The sequence below is a fragment of the Halorubrum gandharaense genome (genome assembly GCF_054654575.1).
Map to the genome: position 1 here is coordinate 86,982 of NZ_BAAIET010000001.1, position 21,218 is coordinate 108,199.

General features: G+C 65.8%; 12 protein-coding genes and 1 tRNA gene. 6 read left to right on the top strand and 7 right to left on the bottom strand.

Features of this window, described 5'->3' with window-relative positions; genetic code table 11:
* Together ACYQ07_RS00425 and ACYQ07_RS00430 are read right to left on the bottom strand one after the other, a co-directional pair.
* The gene (locus tag ACYQ07_RS00425; RefSeq protein WP_459875833.1) at window positions 1-4,257 is read right to left on the bottom strand and encodes an Eco57I restriction-modification methylase domain-containing protein; all 4,257 of its coding nucleotides are present in this window, start codon (window positions 4,255-4,257) and stop codon (window positions 1-3) included.
* A gap of 353 nt (window positions 4,258-4,610) precedes the next feature.
* A tRNA-Lys gene (locus ACYQ07_RS00430) sits at window positions 4,611-4,684 on the bottom strand.
* 169 nt (window positions 4,685-4,853) lie between these two features.
* On the opposite strand from ACYQ07_RS00430, the gene ACYQ07_RS00435 reads away from it, so the two are divergent.
* The 4 genes from ACYQ07_RS00435 (at window position 4,854) to ACYQ07_RS00450 (ending at window position 10,840) form a co-directional block, all read left to right on the top strand.
* Window positions 4,854-5,876, top strand: coding sequence for a TAXI family TRAP transporter solute-binding subunit (locus ACYQ07_RS00435; RefSeq protein WP_459875836.1), 1,023 nt, complete (start codon window positions 4,854-4,856; stop codon window positions 5,874-5,876).
* A gap of 1 nt (window position 5,877) precedes the next feature.
* Window positions 5,878-6,378 (top strand): DUF1850 domain-containing protein, encoded by a 501-nt coding sequence (locus ACYQ07_RS00440; protein ID WP_459875839.1) that lies wholly within the window; start codon window positions 5,878-5,880, stop codon window positions 6,376-6,378.
* Window positions 6,375-9,098: a TRAP transporter permease gene (locus ACYQ07_RS00445; protein WP_459875842.1), complete on the top strand. Its 2,724-nt coding sequence runs from the start codon at window positions 6,375-6,377 to the stop codon at window positions 9,096-9,098. Before ACYQ07_RS00440 ends, ACYQ07_RS00445 begins: the two co-directional genes overlap by 4 nt.
* Before the next feature lie 275 nt (window positions 9,099-9,373).
* Window positions 9,374-10,840 (top strand): NAD-binding protein, encoded by a 1,467-nt coding sequence (locus tag ACYQ07_RS00450; RefSeq protein WP_459875844.1) that lies wholly within the window; start codon window positions 9,374-9,376, stop codon window positions 10,838-10,840.
* Between the two features lie 1,252 nt (window positions 10,841-12,092).
* On the opposite strand, the gene ACYQ07_RS00455 is transcribed toward ACYQ07_RS00450, so the two are convergent.
* The 4 genes from ACYQ07_RS00455 to ACYQ07_RS00470 all read right to left on the bottom strand — a co-directional run bounded on the left by ACYQ07_RS00455 (window position 12,093) and on the right by ACYQ07_RS00470 (window position 15,909).
* Window positions 12,093-12,710 (bottom strand): RAD55 family ATPase, encoded by a 618-nt coding sequence (locus ACYQ07_RS00455; RefSeq protein ID WP_459875847.1) that lies wholly within the window; start codon window positions 12,708-12,710, stop codon window positions 12,093-12,095.
* Window position 12,711: 1 nt separating this feature from the next.
* Complete coding sequence (locus tag ACYQ07_RS00460) at window positions 12,712-12,999, bottom strand: PRC-barrel domain-containing protein (protein WP_459880174.1); 288 nt, start codon at window positions 12,997-12,999, stop codon at window positions 12,712-12,714.
* Between the two features lie 101 nt (window positions 13,000-13,100).
* Window positions 13,101-15,377 carry an LUD domain-containing protein gene (locus tag ACYQ07_RS00465; RefSeq protein WP_459875850.1) on the bottom strand — a complete coding sequence of 759 codons (2,277 nt, stop codon included), beginning with the start codon at window positions 15,375-15,377 and terminating at the stop codon, window positions 13,101-13,103.
* Window positions 15,370-15,909: an LUD domain-containing protein gene (locus ACYQ07_RS00470; RefSeq protein ID WP_459875853.1), complete on the bottom strand. Its 540-nt coding sequence runs from the start codon at window positions 15,907-15,909 to the stop codon at window positions 15,370-15,372. The genes ACYQ07_RS00465 and ACYQ07_RS00470 overlap by 8 nt, the downstream gene beginning before the upstream one ends.
* 109 nt (window positions 15,910-16,018) lie before the next feature.
* Here ACYQ07_RS00470 and ACYQ07_RS00475 point away from each other — a divergent pair, with 109 nt between their 5' ends.
* Together ACYQ07_RS00475 and ACYQ07_RS00480 are read left to right on the top strand one after the other, a co-directional pair.
* A complete protein-coding gene (locus tag ACYQ07_RS00475; RefSeq protein ID WP_459875856.1) occupies window positions 16,019-19,072 on the top strand; it encodes an FAD-binding and (Fe-S)-binding domain-containing protein in 3,054 nt (1,017 codons plus the stop codon).
* Window positions 19,073-19,897: 825 nt separating this feature from the next.
* A complete protein-coding gene (locus tag ACYQ07_RS00480) occupies window positions 19,898-20,080 on the top strand; it encodes a hypothetical protein (protein WP_459875859.1) in 183 nt (60 codons plus the stop codon).
* A 100-nt stretch (window positions 20,081-20,180) separates the two neighbouring features.
* Here ACYQ07_RS00480 and ACYQ07_RS00485 read toward each other — a convergent pair whose 3' ends face one another.
* A complete protein-coding gene (locus ACYQ07_RS00485; protein WP_459875862.1) occupies window positions 20,181-21,215 on the bottom strand; it encodes a DUF5787 family protein in 1,035 nt (344 codons plus the stop codon).
* Window positions 21,216-21,218: the final 3 nt, after the last annotated feature.

Genomic DNA, 21,218 nt, shown 5'->3' on the forward strand with positions numbered 1-21,218 from the left:
TCAGTTCACCGCCTCCTCGACGATCTCGATCTCCTCCTCGCTAAGCCCGTAGAGCTCGTAGACGATCTCGTCGATCAGGTCGTCAGTCTTCGCGATCTTCTCGTCGAGCTCGCCGGCGCGCTCGACCGTTCGGAGGTAGTTCTCAAGGTCGTCGGCCACGTCGTCGGGGTCCGGCAGTTCGATCGCCTTCAGGCGGTCGACGAGCGAGTTCGTCTTCGTCGCCGTCTCGCGGAAGTTCGCGAAGCCGCTGGCCTCGTCGACGGCGACCGGCACGAAGTGCTCGATGAGGTCCGCCTCCGTCTCCGTGAGGTCCGTGATCCGGAACGCGGGGAGGAACTCTGTCTCCGTGTAGCCCCACTGGTCCGTCTCGGAGGCGTCCTCGTCGTCGGGCTTGTAGCGAGCGGTGGCCTTTATCAGGACCGTGTTCGGGGATTCGCGCTCGACGGCGGCGGTGCCGATGCGGAGGCTGGGATAATCGCCGGCACACTTCTCTAATTTCTGGCTGCTCTGTGATGCCGGCTGGAAGAGGCCTAAATCGGTGATTGATTTTGGATCCACAGTGCTATTTATATAGTCTAAAAGGTCGGTGTTGAGTCTCCGACGTTGATCTACATTCTCCAACATATCCTCAGTGTGGCTCTCCAAAACATCACGCATTGATTCGGAGCTCTCGTCGGTTTTCTGCTGTAGCTCTTTCACACAGACTGGCAACTTCTCTATAAACCGACGGGCATACGAATAATAGCCTCCACGGAACTGTGAACTCTCTTTCTGTAATACCCATTCGAGCAGGTTACTGTTCAAAATGGGCAGTAGTGACTTGTGCTCAAGATTAGTCTCTGGAGATAAGACAACACCGTAACCACCGGCGTTACCTCCCCCGACGAATACGTACTCTCCATCCTCGTCAAGAGCAAATGATGATTCGGCTGCTAACACCTGAGTCATCAATTTGTCAGTTTCAAATTTGTCAAGGTTTTGTGGCCTCCCGTACTGCCACCAGTCTTCTTCATTCACACCGGACCGGTCAATGAGTCTCTGACGGTTCTGAGACAGGTATTCCCACGTTTTTGGATAACTCTCCCTCATAACATTCTCAGAAATCAGTGAATAGTGGCCCTCTGACGGGTTCGTGTTATATGGGAATATCACTCTTTGATCACAGTTCGACATAGTCCACTTTGACATGTCTTTCCCCCTCAAAAGGGGGTTCAAGATCTCTTTTTCCAGTTCCACAACGTCCTCCTGCTCCTTCGAGAACAGGCTCACTGTGTCATTCTTCTCATCACGAACCTCCAGAATGTATATTGGATCAGCACCTGTAATTATTCCCTGAAAAATCTCGTCAGTGATCGATCCTAATTCTGGATAGGGCTCAATCTTATCAAGTATTTCACGTTCTCCCGGTAGCGCAAATACCCATGGATCGCCTCCCAGATTTTCAATATTCTCGTCGTATGCGTACATCCCTTCAGTGCGCATCTGCCCTTCTCCGCCTGCGTCTTTGAGCTGTGAAACTGTTCCCTCTAGATCGGATACGTTGAGGTATCTGAACTCAGGACTATGTGACTTCTCCAAGAACAGCAGGACAGTGTATGTGCTGGCGCCATCGAAGATCTGTTGATCACCAAAATCAACTAGTTCAGTCACTGCTTCCCTTTCCGTGAGATATTCTCGGAGCATCTCACCGTACTCGCCTTGTATCCACTTCTTCGTCTCAATATACCCAAATATTCCTCTCTCAGAGAGGAGTTGATAGCCCTTCTCAGTGAACGGAACTGCCAGGTCGTAATTTTGATGAGTTGACTGATATACGATTCCAAGATAGTCAACCAATGTGTCGTTCGCAATGTTCTGTATGCGAATGTATGGTGGGTTCCCCACAACCGCATCAAACCCGGCCCCCGCCAGCTTCTCACCGTCTCTCCCGAAGAACACCTCGGGGAACTCCAGTTCCCAGTGGAAGAACGCCTGCTCCGCCGCGGTCGCCTGTGCCGCCTCGAACCAGTCCTCGCCGGCGATCGCTTCCCAATCGGCTTCGTCCTCGATAGCCCCCGCCATCTGCTCGTAGGCGCCCTCGGGCACGTCGACGCCGAACTCCGCGGCGGTGTGGACGTTCGCAAGCTCGAACAGCCGCTGGTACAGCGGGTCCTCGCGGATCTCGTCGTACAGCTCCTCCATCGACTTCACGTCTTCGAGCGTCTCGTTGTCGAACGCGAGCAAGTCCGCCATCAGCTCCATCACGTGTTCGAGCGTGTCCTGGCGCACGCGGGCGAACGCCTGCGTGAGCGTGATCTGTCCGGTGTCGTCGTCGCCGCCGTCCTCCGAGAGCACCTCCGTGATGTCGCTGCCCACGAGGGAGTTCCCCGCTTTGAGGTGGTGGTCCAGGAAAGCGAGCGGCTGGTCGGCGGCGAGCGTCTCCAGCCACATCGACAGCTTCGCGAGCTCGACGGCCATCCCGTTCAGGTCGACGCCGTAGATGCACTCCTTGGAGATCTCACGACGGAGGTACTGCTCGTCGTACGATCCGACCTCCTCCTGCTCGCGAACGACCGCCATCACCTGCTCGGTGAGGTAGCCCGTCGCCTTCGTCAGGAAGTGACCCGACCCCATCGCCGGGTCGAGCACCGTGAGGTCCTTCACCTCCTGCCAGAACTCGACGAAGTACTCCCGGTCGCTCGGTTCGAGCCCCTGCTCGCGGAGGTCGGCGTCGATCTCGTCGATCAGCGGATCGACCGTCTCCTCCACGATGTACGTCACCACGTAGTCGGGCGTGTAGTACGCCCCCGTCGCCTTGCGCTCGCCCTCGTCGTTGACGACGTAGAGCCCGCCCTCGTCGACGACCTCGACGGCGTCCGCGACCGAGACCTCGCCGGCGGGCTCCCACACCTGCCCGCCGTCCGCCGAGACCGCCGCGACGCCCTCCTCGCCCGCGATCCGGAACTCGTGTTCCAGAAGCCCCTCGTAGATGGAGCCGAGGTGCCGCGTGTCGAGGTCGGCGTAGTCCGCGGGGACGTGGTCGCCCTCGTCGTTCTCCGTGGTCGACAGCCAGAATACCACCTCCGCGATGTACGGGTCCGTCACCTCGTGCTCGTCGAGGAACGCGTGGTCCTCCCGGCTGAACAGCCCCCCGTTGTACGGCGGGATGTCGAGGTCCTCCTCGCCCTCGTCGATCAGCTCGAACAGCTCGGTGAGCCGCCCCCAGATCGACGACGAGTAGCTGCTGTACTCGTCGTCGAACGCCGCGCCCGACTCGACGTCGAGGCCGTCCACGTCGTCGACGATCTCCTCGCGCTTCGCTTCGAGGCTGAAGTACTCCTGATACTCCTCGCTGGCGGCGGGGTCGTCGGGGTCGATCAGCCCGCGCGACTCCGCGTAGAGGACGAACATCAGCCGGTAGAGGAGCACGAGCGACTGCTCTTTCAGCTCGTCGCGGGCCGCCTCGTCGTCGGGATCGATGTCGAGGTCGTTCGACTCGACGAACCCCTTCCCGAGCACGCGCAGCGCCCGGAACACGTTGTCCTGGAGGTCCTCGCCGAGCTCCTGTGCGGCCGTCTCCGACTCCGTCCACACGTCGTCGAGGAAGGAACTGCCGGCGCGCTCGACGAACGCCTCCGGCCGGAAGAAGACGTAGAAGTACTTGAACGCCTCCAGATTCCCGCTTTCGAGGATCTCCGGGAGGTCGACCTCGTAGTAGGTCTGCGTCTCGTAGTCCTTCGTCCCGTAGAGCCGCCACTTCTTCCCGTCGGTGAGCACGCCCCACTTGAGGTCGCCCGGCGTCCGCTCAAGGTAGTACTTGATCTGATGCGAGGCGTCGCGATAGGAGCGCTGTTCGGAGAAGAACTTCTCGAAGTCGGCGTCCCACTGCTTGGCTTCGAGGATCGCTGCGGCCCGCGAGAAATGTCCCGCAGTACCGCTGTCGAGCGCCTGCTTGGCGCTCTCTCGGCGTACGTCGTCGCTCTCGAAAAGCAGCCGGTCGACGTATCCGCCGCCGTCCGGAAGGGTCACCTCCGAACTCGTGCCGTACCCGAGGACATCGAGGATCTCGGCGATCCACGTGTCGAGCAGTTCGTCCTCCTTATACGACGAGAGCAACGACCCCTCTTGCTCCCAGAGTTCGCGTATCTGCTCGAACGCCGCCTCCGCTTCGTCGTCGCAGTCCCACGCGTCGAGGTCGGCGACGCGCTCGTCGAGAAAGTAGCCGGAGAAGAGATTCGAGTTCCGGTAGGGACCACTTCCGAGCGTCGCTTGGCTCATGTGCTGTCACATTCACACGTCAGCGTGGCTAAATAGATGACGGAGCGATCACCCGTTCCGACCGTCGTCGACCCACTCACACGGATGCCGCCGGTATTCGATCCATGCCCGAGAGAACGTTGTTGCGCTTTGATAAGTGCGTGAAGTCGCGCCGCCGCGCTCTATCCCGCAACCGTGGGTGAACCGCATCCGATACCCGCCGCTCGCGAAGCTGTTCGCGTCGAGAAAGCGGGCCGAGCGCGATTTGAACACACGGTCGGACGTGCTCGCTACCGCTGCGCGCGACCTCCCTGCGTTCAAATCGTGCCTGCCGGTTCCTGCACCGCCTCGCTGTCGCTCGGCGGTTCAGTGTACGGGCCGGGCGCGATTTGAACACGCGACCGACGGATTAAGAGTCCGTCGCTCTCCCTAACTGAGCTACCGGCCCTCATGACATCGTATCGTCGTCGGCTTAAAAGGTGTTTCCATTCGGTACGCGAGCGGCGGCGATTCACACGGCACGCCCTCCCACGATTTCTCGCAAATCATGTGACAACCCTACAAGACGACTGAACGAGGGAAACGGTTATCCCCGTATGTGACATCTGTACAAGAGTATGACAGACGACCAAATACACCATGGCACGGACCGACGCAATCTCTTAAAAGGGCTTGCGGCGGCCGGTGTCATCGGCATGGCGGGTTGTACGGACGACGACAATGGCGACGACGGTGACGCCGGAGACAACGGCGACAACGGAGACAACGGCGACGACGAAACCGCCGTGATCCGCTGGCACGCCGGCGGAACGGGCGGGACGTACTACCCGCTCTCCGGCGAGTTCGAGGGGATCATCGAGGACACCACGAACTACAACGTCGAGGTCTCCTCGACGGGGGCATCCGTCGAGAACGTCGGCAGCCTCGGCAACGGCGACGCCGACTTCGCGCTGATCCAGAACGACATCGCGTACTTCGCCGCCAACGGCACCGGGCTGGAGGCGTTCGAGGGCGACCCGATCGAGAACCTCCGTGGCGTCGCGACGCTGTACCCGGAAACGATCCACATCATCACGCGCCCCGACGCGAACATCGAGTCGCTCGCCGACCTCGAGGGCGAGCGCGTCAACACCGGCGACCTCGGCAGCGGGACGCAGGTGAACGCGCTGCAGATCCTCGAATCCGTCGCCGGGCTCACCACCGACGACTTCGACGAGCAGAACACCGACTTCACGCAGGCGGCCGACCAGATCCGCGACGGCGACGTCGAGGCGGCGTTCGTCGTGGGCGGCTGGCCCGTCGGCGCCGTCGAGGAGCTCGCGACGACCTCCGACATCGACATCCTCTCGCTCACGGACGACGAGCGCGAGGCCGCCCGCGAGGACGCCTCCTGGTTCGCGGACGACACGATCCCCGGTGGCACCTACGAGGGCGTCGACGAGGACACGCCGACCGTCTCCGTGCAGGCGATGATCGCGACCCGCGAGGAGTACGACGCCGACATCGTCGAGGGGATCAGCGAGGCCCTCTTCGAGAACGTCGACCAGCTGTCGATCAAGACGGACTTCATCAACCGCGACTCCGCACAGGAGGGCATGTCGATCGACCTCCACGAGGGCGCGGCCCGCTACTTCGAGTAGCGTGACGCGCAGGTCGCGGGCACCGACGGTCGTCGGTGTCGTCGCCGTCCTGCTCGTTATCAGCGGTATCGCGGTTTTTCTTGCGGGCGGCGTCGACCGAGTCGCCGGCGAGCCAACGCTCGTCGTGACCGATAGCGACGGCAACGAACTGGTCGCGGCACCGATCGGAGAAAACGAGGAGATCATCCTCGAATACACCCATAGCGTCGAGCGCACCCTCGTTCGGGACGTGTACGTCCACGAGGACGGACGGCTCGTGATGACGCGGATGGAGTTCAGCTCCTTCGGCGCGGGATTGCCATCGGACGCCGAGGTCGTCGTCCGTGACGGACGATACGTATATTACCCGCCACGGTCAGAGTACGAGACACTACGTGTCATGACCGGATCAACCGCCGACCACGACCTGATCATCGGCGGTGACCGGTACGACATCGCCGCGATGAGCGACGATGGAGCCGTGGAACTAACCGTGGTGAAACGAACACGGGAACTACTGTGACGACCCCAAGCCCACAGAGTGCCTCCATCCCGGATCCCGACGCTGACTCCGCCCCGGAGGAGGTTTTCGAGGAGATCGACAAGCGCCGAACCCTCCGCGGGGCCGCCGCCCTCGCCGTCACGCTCGTCGCGATCACGTTCTCGGCGTTCCAGCTGTGGATCGCCGCCCGAGGGTTCGTCTTTCAGTTCACGATCCCCGGCTATGGGCCCATCCGTCTGGGCGCGCTCGCCCAGCTGCAGATCCGCGCCATCCACGTCAACTTCGCGCTGATACTGGCGTTTCTGTTGTTCCCCGGGTCGACGGGGGATGGTGCGATCACCCGTCGGGTGGCGGCGGTGCCGGCGTTGCTCCGCGAGCACGTCGGCGGCGGCGTAGCGACCGCCGCGGAGCGCGTCCGCCGTGCGCTGTGGTGGCTGTTCGTCGACCCCGACTCGCGGCGGGTGGCGCCCTCGGACGTCGCGCTCATTCTGCTGTCGCTGTTGCCGACGGCGTACTACCTCACCCGCTACAACGAGGTGACGAACGTCGTTCGCGTTCGCGGGCTCGCCGGCGCCGGCACCGTCGGTGACGTGTACCCGTGGCTGGCGCCGCTGGAGATCGGGCCGCTGGTGGAGTACCCGCTCGCGTACCTGATGGGGGTCCTCGCCATTCTGCTCGTGTTGGAGGCGACTCGTCGCGCGCTCGGGCTGATGCTCACCCTGTTGGTCGCACTGTTCCTGCTGTACGCCAAATACGGCTACCTGATACCGCGTGATTTCCCGGTGCTCGGATCGTTCACGGTCTCGCAGCTTCGGTGGGAGCAGATCGTCCAGAACCTCTGGTACACCGTCGAGGGGATCCTCGGCGTGCCGGTGGGCGTCTCCGTGCGTTTCATCTTCATCTTCATCCTGTTCGGGGCGTTTCTGGAGATGTCGGGCGCCGGCAAGTGGTTCATCGACCTCGCCTACTCGCTGACCGGCACCCGGAAAGGTGGCCCCGCAAAGGCTAGCGTCGTCTCCTCCGGGTTCATGGGGATGCTCTCGGGGTCGTCGGTCGCGAACACGGTGACGACGGGCGCGCTCACGATCCCCCTGATGAAGCGCTCCGGCTACTCGCCGGAGTTCGCCGGCGCCGTCGAGTCGTCGGTCTCCTCGGGCGGACAGATCCTCCCGCCCGTCATGGGCGCGGCGGCGTTCCTCATCGTCGAGTACACCGCGACACCGTTCCGGGAGGTCGTGATCGCGGCGACGCTGCCCGCGCTCGCGTTCTTCTTCGGCATGTGGGTGATGGTCCACTTCGAGGCCGCAAAGGAGGGGATCGGCGGGCTCGCCCGGAGCGAGCTGCTCGACATCGGCCCCCACATGCGCCGGGGCTGGTTCTACCTCGTGCCGCTTGGACTACTCCTGTACTACCTCGTGATCGCCCGCCTCTCCGTCGGTCGCGCCGGGTGGCTCACGATCGCCGCGACCGTCGCGCTCATCGCGATGGTCGCCGCATACAACGAGCGCACGGGCCCGTACCTCGTCGCCGGGATCGCCGCCGGATTCACCGCGTACGCCGTCTCGTTGTTCTACACGGGGACCACCCCGGTGGGGCTGGTGTATGGCGAGGCGGGCGCCGGCCTCGCGACCCTTGAGGCGCTCCGTGAAGCGGTCTCCTCGCTCCCGACGGTCGTCACCGCGGTGAGTCTCGCGTTCCTGCTTGCGGACCCGCGCGGCTCCGCGCCACTGCTGGACCTCGACGACTCCGTCGAGGGGGCAGCTCAGTCCGTCGACGAGATGGCCGGCGGCGAGGTCGCGAACTCCCGGGCCGGGCGCTTCGCCACGTTCGTCCTGAAGTCGATGGACAGCGGGGCGCGCACGGCGACCATCGTCGTCATCGCGGTCGCGGCCGCCGGCATCATCCCGGGCGTCATCGGCATCACGGGACTCGGCGGGAGCCTCCGGGCGCTCATCCTGGCCGCCAGTGGTGGCTCGCTCGTGCTGCTGCTCATCCTCGCCGGCATCGCCTCCGTCATCGTCGGGATGGGGATGCCCACGACCGTGATGTACATCATCATCGTCGTGCTGCTCGGGCCCGTGCTGCCCGAGTTCGGGATCGCGATCCTCGCCGTCCACCTGTTCGTCCTCTATCTGGGGCTGATGGCGGACGTGACGCCCCCGGTGATGGTCGCCGCCTACGCGGCCGCCGGCATCGCCAAGTCCGACCCGTTCGAGACGGGGAAGAAGGCGTTCCTGCTCTCGCTGAACAAGATCCTCGTCCCGTTCGCGTTCGTGTTCGCGCCGGGGATCCTCCTGTTGCGCTCGGAGAACGGCTCCGCCTCCATCATCACGGCCGCGGACGTGACCGACCTCGGCTTCTTCCTGCCGGAAGTGGTCGTGCCGGTCCTCGCGACGTTCGCCGGCGTCTACGCGCTCGGCGTCGCCATCATCGGCTACTACCACACGCACGTCTCGCGTCTCTCGCGTGTGTCGCTTACGGTGGCAGCGCTCTTCCTCTCCGTCCCGGGGATGGTGCTGCTGCCGGCGTCAACCGGGCTGGGTCTCGTTGGCGTTGATGTGGCGTTCCACACGGTCACCAACGACGTACTCCTGCGTGCCGTCGGCGCGGTGCTGCTCGTCGGCGGACTCGTGCGGAACCGTCGCCGCGCCGCGCGCGGCGCGGACGGAACCCCCGTGGGAGACTCCGCGGAGGCCGACGACCGGAGCGAGGCGGCGGACGCGACGGACGCGACCGCCTGACCGAGCGTCCCAGTCATTCCCGCCCCGGCAGACGGTCTCCGGCGGTCTCCGGCAGCCCTCCCGGCTTTCAACACCGTTTGTGAACGGAATGCCCCCTGCCGGAACCCGGCGTGGCAACGCGCCACCGGCGGATCGGGACGCAACACTCCGGTCGGCAGTCCACTGCTCGCGCCGTCGGACAACGCCGTGAGCGACTCACGGCATCCGGTCCCGTTTTCGCCGCCCGCGACCCCGAGAACGTACTGATTAAGTGGCGTCGACACACAGCAACGTCAATGAGTAATGGGGTACGCGGTTCGGCACGAACGCGGTACGCCATCCTCGGCTGTGGCAGCGTCGGCCACGCGGTCGCCGAGGAACTGACGGACCGAGGCAAGGACGTGCTGATCCTCGACCGCGACGAGAGCCGGGTCGAGGCGCTTCGCGACCAGGACCTCAACGCCCAGGTACAGGATATCGCCGAGCCGGACGTGGTTGATGCGGTCGACGACCGCGACATCATCCTCATCCTCGCGTCCGACGTGGAGGCGAACAAGGCCGCGGTGTCGGCGGTCCGCGACACCGGCGGCGACCACTACGTCGTCGTGCGCGCCTCCGACCCCGTCAGTGAGGACGAGCTTCGCGATCTCGGCGCCGACGTGGTGATCAACCCCTCCACCGTCATCGCCGATAGCGCGCTCCGCTCGCTGGAGACCGGCGAGCTGGAGTATATGGCCCGCCAGCTCGCGGAGATCATCGAGGGGACCGACGGCAAGATGGCGATCCTCACCCACGACAACCCCGATCCCGACTCGATCGCGTCCGCGACCGCCCTCCAGGCGATCGCGGAGGCGTTCGACGTGGACGCCGACATCCTCTACGCCGGCGACGTGGGGCATCAGGAGAACCGCGCGTTCGTCAACCTGCTCGGCATCGACCTGCTCGCGCGCGACGAGGCGCAACCCCTCTCGGAGTACGACACGCTCGCGGTCGTCGACCTCGCGAAGTCGGGCGAGAGCGACCTCGCGCTCGACGCCGAGGTCGACGTGTACATCGACCACTTCGAGGCGGAGACGGCGCCGGACGCCCGGTTCGTCGACGTGCGGACGAACGTCTCCTCGACCTCGACGATCCTCACGAAGTACCTCCAGGAGTTCGACCTCTCGCCGTCGGAGGCGGTCGCGACCGCGCTGCTGTACGGCATCCGCGCGGAGACGCTCGACTTCAAGCGGGACACGACGCCGGCGGACCTGACGGCGGCCGCGTACCTCCACCCGTTCGCGAACCACGACACGCTCGAACAGGTGGAGTCGCCGTCGATGAGCCCGGAGACGCTCGACGTGCTCGCGGAGGCGATCCAGAACCGCGAGGTGCAGGGGAGCCACCTGTTCTCGACGGCCGGGTTCATTCGTGACCGCGAGGCGCTCGCGCAGGCGGCCCAACACCTGCTCAACCTTGAGGGGATCACGACGACCGCGGTGCTGGGGATCGCCGACGACAACATCTACCTCGCCGCCCGCTCGAAGGACATCCGGCTCAACATCGGCAACGTCCTCCAGGAGGCGTTCGCGGAGATGGGCGACGCCGCCGGCCACTCCACGCAGGGGTCCGTGGAGATCCCCCTCGGGATCTTCACCGGGATCGAGACCAGCGACGAGAACCGCGACACGCTGCTCCAGCTTACCGAGGAGGCCGTCCGCCGCAAGCTGTTCGACGCGATGGGCGTCGAAGGGTCGTCCTCGGAGCCGGCGAACGGGTCGTAGTGTGGGCGTGTCGGCGTGCGCCGGCGGTGAGACGCGGTTTCGTGTTCTCGAATCGGGAACGCCGACTTCGAGACCGACCCTCGACTGGACTAGTCGGTCGATGCCACTCCATACTGGCTACTGAGCGTTTTACTGTAGACAGTAGTACTATCCACTCTAGGTGCTGATCAGCACTCCATAGTGACTAAGATCGAATCAACTGTGGAACGTTCTTCGATAAGATCTATCGTAAATTCGTCCGCCTCTCCGCGCTCCATAGCAGTCACTTCAAACCTGATCTCGGATTCATCTACGTCCTTCCGCACGACAACTTCACCGTCGGCCCTTCGTGCTTCAATTACATCCACGGCGGCCGGATCAAGGTGGAGAGAAACCACTAAACAGGTCGTACGTGTTGAGCGGTCACAACTCCCATTGATTCGGGCGGTGTTGCTTGAGTGACTGACCGATTGTTGTTCAACGATGTCGGTGTCAAAACGGTCACTAGATGAAGAACAATCGGGACCAGGATCAATATAGCTTAAACATCCTGCAGTCCCGCTTGCAATCACTGTTCCGAGTATCGCTCTTCGTGAAGCGAACTGTGGAGGGCGCATAGTCAATAAGAATACCAGTACCAATTAATAATTTCTGTCATATTTATAAAAGTAATCATGGCTTGTTCTGGGATGATATTTTGATGATGCTGATAGATGTCGGGAGTAGGTGTATCACCTGAGCGGGTGCTGGGTTTATAAGTTAGACGTGGATGGTTCTGTCTGTCCTTTATAAAGAGTGTTTGTTTGGTGAGTTGCTCGTTCTGCGCATGTGAGGACCGCCTGCAAAGCCCCAGCCGGCTCCGGTCGAGGGGCTCGCTGCGCTCCTCGCTCTCAGCACCGCCCGCTGCGGTGCTTACGTCGCCCGTCGTCCCGGAGCCGGCTGCCCCTTTGAGTCCCGCCCCGCACAGCACTGCACCCGCACCTCACACCTCCCCAGCCTCGGCAGACGGCCGCCGGCGGGAAACCGCTCCGCCGGCGCCCGCTGCCTCCCTCGCGCGCCGGCTCGCGCCCGCTGGGCGCTCACCGGGCGCGCCACCGCACCGCGCGTCCATTTATAAGGAGAGCGTCACTTCCATTCTCGACCGTTTATATACCACGTCGCCGGCGACGATCTGATCCACCCCCTCCCGATATCACTCATCGAGGACTTTGTATAGACCACAACCAGGGCGGATCTTCTCAGCCACAGCGGATTCCACGAGCCACGTCCCGTATCAGGCGATGTCGCGACTCGTGTCCACGCTGACCGTGTCGGTGAGCTTCACCTTCACCGGCTCGGTGAGCGCGCTGCCGCCGCGGAACTTCGTCACGTACAGTCGGGTGTCGATGGACAGCGACGTTTTCACGATGTCCACCTCACACACCAGATCCGACCGCGCCAGCGTCCGGGTGCGCCCGGCGCCGTCGGCGTCGTCCACGAGACAGTGGACCATGCCGACCGCGCCGGCGGCCTCCAGTCCCGACTTGAGCGCGTCGAGCACCCCGACGTGGCGGGTACGGTCGACCGTCTCGACGGGGTTGAACGGGTCGACCACGACGACGCCGTCCTCCGGAATATCCGCCAGCAACCGGTCCGGCTCCGTGGTGAGCGTCTGTGGGTCACACGACCGGACGGAGACGTTCTCGACGCCGGCGTCCGCCAGCTGTCGTTCCACCTCCACGGCGGGACGCAGGGTGGTGAGGTACACTGCCTCCGTGGTGTCACACAGCGCGCGCAAAAACAGCTCACTCTGTGACTCCGGCGGGGCGACGAGCGCCGCCAGCGACCCCGGCGGCAGCCCCCCGCCGAGGCGCCGGTCGAGCACCGGCACCCCGGTCGACAGTCGGCTCACGTCAGACGTCGTCGTCCTCGTCGTCGCCCGTGTCGTACCGCTCGACCACGTCGTTGACGAGGACGATGTCGCCGACGGCACGCACCCAGCGGTACGGGACGATGACGCCCTTGCCGGCGTCGATTCGGCCCGCGAACAGCTCGGCGTTCAGCTCCGCCAGCGCCAGCCCGGTGACGGACTGGGCGTCCAGATCGAGGCGAACGTCCTCCACCTCGCCGACGAACACTCCGTTGTTCGAGTACACCTCTCGTCCGACCAGGGACGTGATCTCCTCCGGCGGTCCGCTCATCGCGTTCATACTCCATACGGTCACGAGCGCGCCTAATAAGCGTTCGTTGTCCGACGACGAGCGTCTGACGCTCGGCCGACGGAACGGGGCGTCGACTCCCCCTACGACGACGGCGCCACCAGTTCGACGGGGTGTCGCGCCGGCGCGTCCAACAGCGCGTCCAGTTGCTCGCCACACGAGGTACCCGTCGCGACGAGCGTCCGGTCGGTGTCCCCGAACTGCTCTTGAAGCGGCTCGCCAACGGCCATGCTCAACTCGTAGTAGTCGGCCTTGTAGCCGAACGACCCGGCCATGCCGCAACACTCCGTCTCCGAGACGCGCACGTCGTAGCCGAGCCGTTCGAGGACGGCGGTCGCGTGCTCGCCCACGCCCAACGTCCGGGCCTGACAGTGTGGGTGGTAGGCGACTCCCTCGCGGGCGTCGATGCCGGCGGGCGCCGCGAGCGCGTCGGGGTCGCCGCCGTTCTCCAACAGGCCGAAGAGGTACTCCATCAGGTCGTAGCTCCCGTCCGCGAGTCGCTCGGCCGAGCGCTCGGCGAGGAACCGCTCGTACTCGCCGCGGAACATGGCGAGGTCGCTCGGCTCGACGACGACGAGGTCGCGCTCGGCATCGAGGTGTTCGGCGACCGCACCGTAGAGGTCGTGCGCCCGCGACTCAGCGGTGGCGATCATCCCCTGTGAGAGCGGGGGTCTGCCACTTGGCGGGAGGTCGGGGACGGTCACGCGCACGTCGAGCGCTTCCAGCGCGCGCACGGCGGCTTTCCCCCGACCGACGTGGACGTAGTTGGTGGCGGTGTCGGGGTAGAGTACGGCCTCGCGGGTCGCTTCCGTAGCGGACACCTGCGCCCCGCCCCGCCTGTCGAACCACTCGACGAGGGACTCGCTCGCGAACTCCGGGAGGTCGCGCCGGCGGTCGATGCCGAGGGTTCGCTCCATGACGGCCCGGAGGGGACCAGTCTTCGCAAGGTGGTTGCTGATCGGCGCCGTTCGGCTTCCCCACTTCGCCAGCGTGGCGAAGTTGCCGACGAGCCGCTTGGTGCGGTCGAGGCCGGCGGGCTCGCCGGAGTCGTCAGGTGCCGCTCGTTCGGTGACGCTGTCGGGAACCAGCTCGTCGTACGCCCACTCCAGCGACCCGGGGTCGGTCTCCCCGCGGTTGATCCGGTCGCGTACGACGGTGTTGAGCCACGGGATGTCGATGCCGACGGGACAGGCGGGTACACAGCGCGAGCAGCCGGTACAGAGGTCGTTGAACTCGGCGGCGACGTCGAGCCCCTCGACGCCGGCCTCCCAGCCGGTCGCGATGCCGCCGGAGTACGTCTCGCCGCCGAACGCGTGGCCGCCAACCGCCTGAAAGTTGCCGCAGGCGTTCGCACACGCCGAACACCGGATGCAGTAGAGCGTCTCCCGGAGTTCAGGATCCTCGCGCATCTCGGTGCGCCCGTTGTCCACGAGCACAAGGTGGAACTCGCGGTCGTCGGCATCTCGCGCCGCGACCGGCGCCTCGTCATCGGAGAACTCCGGTACGGGCGAGTCGACGGGCGGCGTCAGCGTCGAGATGTAGGCGGTCACGTCCTGGCCCGTCCCCGAGCGCCCTATCAGCTCGACGAACGGGGCCACGTCCCCCTGCGTCGGGACGAGCTTCTCGACGCCGGCGACGGCGACGTGCGTGTCGGTCGCCGTCACGGTCTTGCGCGCGTTCCCCTCGCTGGTGACGAGCGTGAGCGTCCCCGAGTCCGCGGCGATGAAGTTCGCCCCCGTCACGCCCACGTCGGCGTCCTCGATCAGGTCGCCGAGGCGCTCGCGGGCGAATCGGGTGAGCTCCTCGGCCGTTTCCAGCGGCTCATCCGGGTCGAACCGCTCGTTGAACAGCGCCGCGATCGACTCCCGAGAGCGGTGGATCGCCGGCGCGACGATGTGAGAAGGCGTCTCGTCGGCGACCTGCAACACCCACTCGCCGAGGTCGGTCTCGACCACCTCGACACCGTCGCCCGCCAGCGCCTCGTTGAGGTCGAGCTCCTCGGTCGTCATCGACTTCGACTTGACGACGCGCTCGCCCTCGCGCTCGTCGACGACGTTCCGGATGTAGTCGTTCGCGTCGGCGGCGTCTTCGGCGACGTAGACGGTGCCGCCGTTGGCCTCCACGGCATCCCGCACCTCGTCGATCAGCGACGGGAGGCGCTCGATGGCGTCCTCCTTGATGGCCCGTGCTTCCGCCTTGAGCTCCTCGTAGTCGTCGAGCTCGGCGGTCGACTCGTACCGACCGGCGTTGAACCCGCGGGTCGCGTCGGCGACGGCGTCGCCCTCCGTCGCGAGCAGCTCTCGGATGCGGCCGGCGCGGTCAGGCGGATGTGGATCGTGTTCCCCCCTCGCGTCACTCATCAGTCGAGTCCTCCTCATCTTCCGCGGCATCTCGAATCAGCACGACGTGGACCTCCTTCGGCCCGTGTGCGCCCCGCACGAGTCCGCCCATGTCCGCCGTCGCGCTCGGGCCGGTGGCCCACACCACGTCAGCCGAATCCTCGCGGAGTCGCGGGGCGAGCCAGTCGAACGCCTCGGCCCACCCGTCCACGAGGTCGCTTTCGTCGAGAACGACGACGTGGCGCTCCACGAACAGCGAGACGGGTTCGGTGGCCGCCCCGTCGGCCTCGATCGCCACGGAGCCGTACTCAGCGATGCCGAGCGCGCCGGCCGTGACCCCGGTATGTGCCGCCCGGAGGTCCGCGGTCGTCGGGGTCGTTGCCACGCGCTCGGGGAGGTGCGCACCGTCAGCGCGGTCGAGCGGCACCCCGACTGCGGGCTCGCCGGCGGCTGCGTCCACGGCGTCAGCACACTCCGCGGGGGACGCGATCGTCCAGGACACGTCGAGAGCGTCGAGCTCCTCGCGGAACGCCGACGTGCGTGCAGTTGACATGGAGAGTCGTTCGCGGGACGGGGGTTTGGATGTTGTGCCGCCCGCCGCTGAAACCGGCGGGTTTGGTTCGGTCCGGGGGCTTTTCGTCGCTCGGGCGTGACGGTGTCGCATGGCCACTCATACGCCCGGTCCCGACCCGCGGGACGGCGGCGACTTCGACTACGTCGGCGGCGATGTCGAGCGCCCCGACCTCGTGGATGCGCTCGACGCGCGCGTTGACGGCGACGTGCGGTTCGACGACTACTCCCGCCGGCTGTATGCCACGGACGCCTCCGCCTACGAGGTGACGCCGATCGGGGTCGTCTTCCCCGAATCGACCGCGGATGTCGCAGCAGTTCACGAGTACTGCTTCGCGGAGGGGATTCCCGTGCTCCCACGGGGCGGGGGCACCTCGCTGGCGGGCCAGACGGTGAACGAGGCGGTCGTCCTCGACTTCTCGCACTCGATGGACGGTCAGCTCGAGGTGGACCCGGAGGAGGAGATCGCCCGCGTCCAGTCGGGGGCGATCGTCGGCGAGCTCAACACCACACTGGAGCCGCACGGACTCAAGTTCGCTCCCGACCCGGCGTGGCGCGACAAGTCCGCCGTGGGCGGCGCGATCGGCAACAACTCGACCGGCTCACACTCGCTGAAGTACGGCAAGACCGACCACTACGTCGAGGACGTCGAGGTCGTGCTCGCGGACGGTACCGTCGAGACGTTCGGCGAGGTCGCCGTCGAGGACCTCCGGGAGTCCGCCGACCCCGACAGCGACGAGCTCCTGCCGCGGATCCACGCCGAGGTCGTCCGGATCCTCGACGAGGAGGCCGACGCGATCGACGACCGCTACCCGGAGCTGAAACGGAACGTCTCGGGATACAACTTCGACCGTCTGCTCGCAGAGTATCGCGGCGAGTACGGCGAGGAAGGCGTCGTCAACCTCGGCCGATTGCTTGCGGGCAGCGAGGGGACGCTCGCGACGATCACCGAGGCGACGGTCTCGCTGGAGCCGATCCCGAACACGAAGGCCGTCGCGCTCCTGACGTACGACGACCTGCTCTCGGCGATGGAGGACGTGGCCCCCGTGCTCGAACACGACCCGGCCGCAGTCGAGGTGATGGACGACGTGCTGCTCGACCTCGCGCGCGACACCGCGGAGTTCGAGGGCGTGGTCGGGATGCTCCCCGAGGGGACGGACTCGCTGCTGCTCGTCGAGTTCTACGCGGAGACCGACGAGGAGGGACGACAGAAGGTCGCGGACCTCGTCGCGGATCGGTGTCCGGGCACCGAGACGGCTGCTGATCCCGAGGCGGGCGCCGGCGACACGACGAGCCAGCCCGTGCGCGCACACGCCGCGATGGAGGCACACGATCCGGAGCGGCGCGACCGCTTCTGGAAGATGCGGAAGGCCGGGATGCCGATCCTGCTCTCGCGCACCTCCGACGCCAAGCACATCTCCTTCATCGAGGACTGTGCCATTCCGCCGGAGCACCTCCCGGAGTACACCCGCGAGTTCCAGCAGATCCTCGCGGACAACGACACGTTCGCGACGTTCTACGCGCACGCTGGCCCCGGCGTGCTCCACGTGCGTCCCCTGATCAACACGAAGGACGTGGACGACGTGGACGCGATGGTCGACATCGCGGACCGCGTCACCGACCTCGTCGTGCGCCTCGGGGGGTCGGTGTCGGGCGAGCACGGCGACGGCCGCGCACGCACCCAGTGGAACCGGAAGCTGTACGGCGACGACCTCTGGGAGTCGTTCCGCGAGCTGAAGACCGCCTTCGACCCCGACTGGCTGCTCAACCCGGGCAACGTCTGTGGCGACTTCGACATGCGGGAGAACCTCCGGTTCGACCCCGACTACGACCTCGAACTCGGGCTCGACCCCGAACTGGCGTGGCCCAACGAGAACGGGATGCAGGGCATGGTTGAACTCTGTCACGGCTGTGGGGGCTGCCGCGGCTCACAGGAGACCACCGGTGGCGTGATGTGCCCGACGTACCGGGCCGCCGGCGAGGAGGTGCAGGCCACCCGCGGCCGCGCGAACGCGCTCCGCGGCGCGATGGCCGGCGAGCTCCCGGCCGACCCGACGGACGACGAGTTCGTCACCGAGGTGATGGACCTCTGTATCGGCTGTAAGGGCTGTACCGTCGACTGCCCGAGCGAGGTCGACATGGCGAAGCTGAAGACGGAGGTGGAACACGCCCACCACGAGGAGCACGGCGTCGACCTCCGCACCCGGCTGTTCGGCACGTTCGAGTCGCTCGCGCCGCTTGCCTCGCGGTTCGCGCCCGTCGCCAACGCGCTCCCGAAGGTCCCCGGCGCCAGCACGGTGATGGAGAAAACGCTCGGCATCGCCAGCGAACGCAAACTCCCGACGTTCCGCTCGGAGAGTCTCGTCGACTGGTTCGACAGTCGGGGCGGCGCCGGCGTGCCGCTGGAGAACGCCGAACACAAGGTGCTGTTGTTCCCCGACACGTATACCACGTACACGAATCCGGGCGCCGGCAAAGCCGCCGTCCGCGTGCTGGAGGCCGCGAACTGCCACGTCCGGATCCCGGACGTTCCCGGCAGCGGACGCCCGGCCTACTCGAAGGGGCTGGTCGACGACGCCCGCGACATCGCCGCGGAGACGGTCGAGACGCTGGCGTCCGACGCCGCTGACGGCTGGGACGTGGTCGTCGTCGAGCCCTCCGACGCGGTGATGCTCCAGTCGGACTACTTCGACCTGCTCGGCGGCGACGCGAGCGACGTGGACGACGAGGCCCTGGAGACGGTCGCCGCCAACGCCTACGGCGTGCTGGAGTTCGTGGACGCGTTCCGGCTGGACGACGAGCTCTCCTTTGCGGCCTCGACGGAGACGCTCACCTACCACGGCCACTGCCACCAGAAGGCAACCAAGAAGGACCACCACGCGGTCGGCGTGCTCCGCCGTGCCGGGTACGGGGTCGACCCGCTCGACTCCACCTGCTGTGGCATGGCCGGCACGTTCGGCTACGAGGCCGAGCACTACTCGATGAGCAAGGCGATCGGCCGGATCCTCTACGACCAGGTCGACGACAGCGACGGCGAGACGGTCGTCGCGCCGGGCGCCTCCTGCCGCACCCAACTGGAGGACCGCGAGGCGGACGCCGGCGAGCCGCCACACCCGATCGAGAAGGTGGCGGCGGCGCTGGAGTAGCGTCGAACGCGGTCGCGGTGGCGACCGACGGCCTCGACGGGCGACTTCTGAAGAGAAACGGGACCTCAACCGGGTGGAACGGCTCCGTTGAACCTCTCTGAGGCGGATCGCCGGCCCCTGAAACAGTCGGTCGATGAGAGCTCCTTGTTGAGCGATGTTGGGAGTGGGTGTATTACGTGAGTGGGTGTGGGGTTTATCAGTGAGGCGTCGGTGAGGTTGTGGATCATTTATAAGGAGTGCTTGAAACACGAGTCGTTGGAGTGAGCACGACGACAAACACCTCCAAAGCCCCAGCCGGCTCCGGTCGAGGGGCTCGTTGCGCGCTTTTCGGGGCGTCTCTCCACACCGCCCGACGCCCCGAAAAGTGCTTACGTCGCCCGTCGTCCCGGAGCCGGTTGCCCCTTTGAGTCCCACCCCGCACGGCACCGCAGCCTCAGCCCTCCCCAGCCTCGGCGGACGGACCGCCGCGGGACCGCTCCGCGGCGGCCCGCCGCCTCCCTCGCGCGCGTTTCTCGCGCGCGCCGACCGCAGTCGGGTTTATAAGCGAGCAGCGGGACCACTCACGGTTGTTTATAAGCGATCACCGATGGCGCCGGTTACAATACCCACTCCCGAGGTCACTCACTGAAAACTCTCGCTCGCCGACGAAAGGTAGTGTCCGACCGGCGTGATTTCGGGGCGATCTCGGTCGCCTGAACGTGCTTTCCGAAGTGGTTCACCAACCGCCATCATCCGTGGGTTCAATACGTTTACCACGTGTTCACATACGTCTCGTAATATTCACTATAATTGAAAGTCAATTATAAGATAACTATGAAAGCTCGAATGAGATTCAAACAAATCTTCGAGAGTCGCTTCGACTGGATCCGGACGTCGGCGGACGGTTCCCTCTATCCGTTCGACGCGGTCGGGATCAAGTCCGCGCAGTATCTCGGCGGCCGATCGACCGATCCGCGGACGTCCATCTCCGTCTCTCACGACGGCTACGTCGTCGAGACGGACGAGTAGTACCGGCGTTCGGCCGGAGCGCGGGTGCCGACGGGGCCGCCGGCGAACCCGCATGCGGTCCGTTGCGGGTCGATACCGGAGTGGCTCCTGACGAGCGGCCTCACTCCCCGCCGGCGGTCCGCTCACGCTCGCGCTCGCGCCGGCGCTCAAGGAGGCCTTTCACGCCCTTCCCAGGACCGCCCTCGATCGGCCACCCCTTCGTCCGCCACTGCGGGGGTTCCGGCGAGAACTCCGGACAGGAGCCCGAACACTCCCGCGCAGTCGGCGTCTTCTCCTTCGCGGCACAGTGCGGCGTCAGCGCCCGGCCGCGCCGCTCCAGCTCGAAGTGGCGGCAGTCGGGGCGCATCGTGTCGTGGAACGAGCGCCAGCCCTTGCCGTAGGCCCGCTCTGCGATCTCCAGCCGGAGGGTCTCGGTTTCCGGGTCGCGCCCACGGGTGAGGTCGTCGCCCGCGGCGGCGTTCTCACCGATGCCGCCCGCTCCCGGTCCGAGGTCGCTCGGGTGCCACGCAACGGTGCCAGAACCCGCCCGCACACCCTCCGAAAAGTCCGTGGTGAGCACGCCGGCCTCGACCGGCATCGCCCGGAGGAGTGCGGGCTCGACGCGCTCGCCGGTCGTCTCGGTGGCGAGCCACGCCTCGTCGGCGAGTCCCGCCTCGACATCGTGGGAGAGCTGGTCGGCGAGCGCGTCCGCGGCGCTCGCGTCCAGATCAGGCTTGTTCTCGACGGCGACGATCCGGCGCACCCAGTCGGGGTACGGGCGCTTGCGCCGGAGCTGGATCCGGTTGTTCCGCCGGCGCTTGTCGATCAGGTCACGGCCGGCGGCACGGTGGACGGCCTGCCGGACGTACCGCCAGGGGTAGTCGGGTTCGGGGAGCGCGTCGCGGTACCACGCCCACTCGGCGGGCGCGTGCCGGACGACGTGGAGGAGGTCCGAGTCGAGGGTGCGGTCGCCAAAGCGCCGGCGTGCGGCGAGTCCTTCCGGGTCGACCTCGACGACCACCGTGTCCCAGCGCCGGCGTTTGGTGCCGAGCTGGCGGGCGACGAGCACGGGCGTCGGGTCGCCGCCGGGTCGCCAGGCCAGCTCCGCGTAGCGGCAGACGAGCAGCTCGTACTCGAACTCGGCGTCGAAGCTCACGGG

Bases quoted from the DNA above. Each gene is read 5' to 3' on its own strand.
- ACYQ07_RS00460 (WP_459880174.1), bottom strand. From the start codon at position 12,999: ATGAGCGGACCGCCGGAGGAGATCACGTCCCTGGTCGGACGAGAGGTG.
- ACYQ07_RS00465 (WP_459875850.1), bottom strand. From the start codon at position 15,377: ATGAGTGACGCGAGGGGGGAACACGATCCACATCCGCCTGACCGCGCC.
- ACYQ07_RS00470 (WP_459875853.1), bottom strand. From the start codon at position 15,909: ATGTCAACTGCACGCACGTCGGCGTTCCGCGAGGAGCTCGACGCTCTC.
- ACYQ07_RS00450 (WP_459875844.1), top strand. From the start codon at position 9,374: ATGAGTAATGGGGTACGCGGTTCGGCACGAACGCGGTACGCCATCCTC.
- ACYQ07_RS00480 (WP_459875859.1), top strand. From the start codon at position 19,898: ATGAGATTCAAACAAATCTTCGAGAGTCGCTTCGACTGGATCCGGACG.
- ACYQ07_RS00425 (WP_459875833.1), bottom strand. From the start codon at position 4,257: ATGAGCCAAGCGACGCTCGGAAGTGGTCCCTACCGGAACTCGAATCTC.
- ACYQ07_RS00475 (WP_459875856.1), top strand. From the start codon at position 16,019: ATGGCCACTCATACGCCCGGTCCCGACCCGCGGGACGGCGGCGACTTC.
- ACYQ07_RS00435 (WP_459875836.1), top strand. From the start codon at position 4,854: ATGACAGACGACCAAATACACCATGGCACGGACCGACGCAATCTCTTA.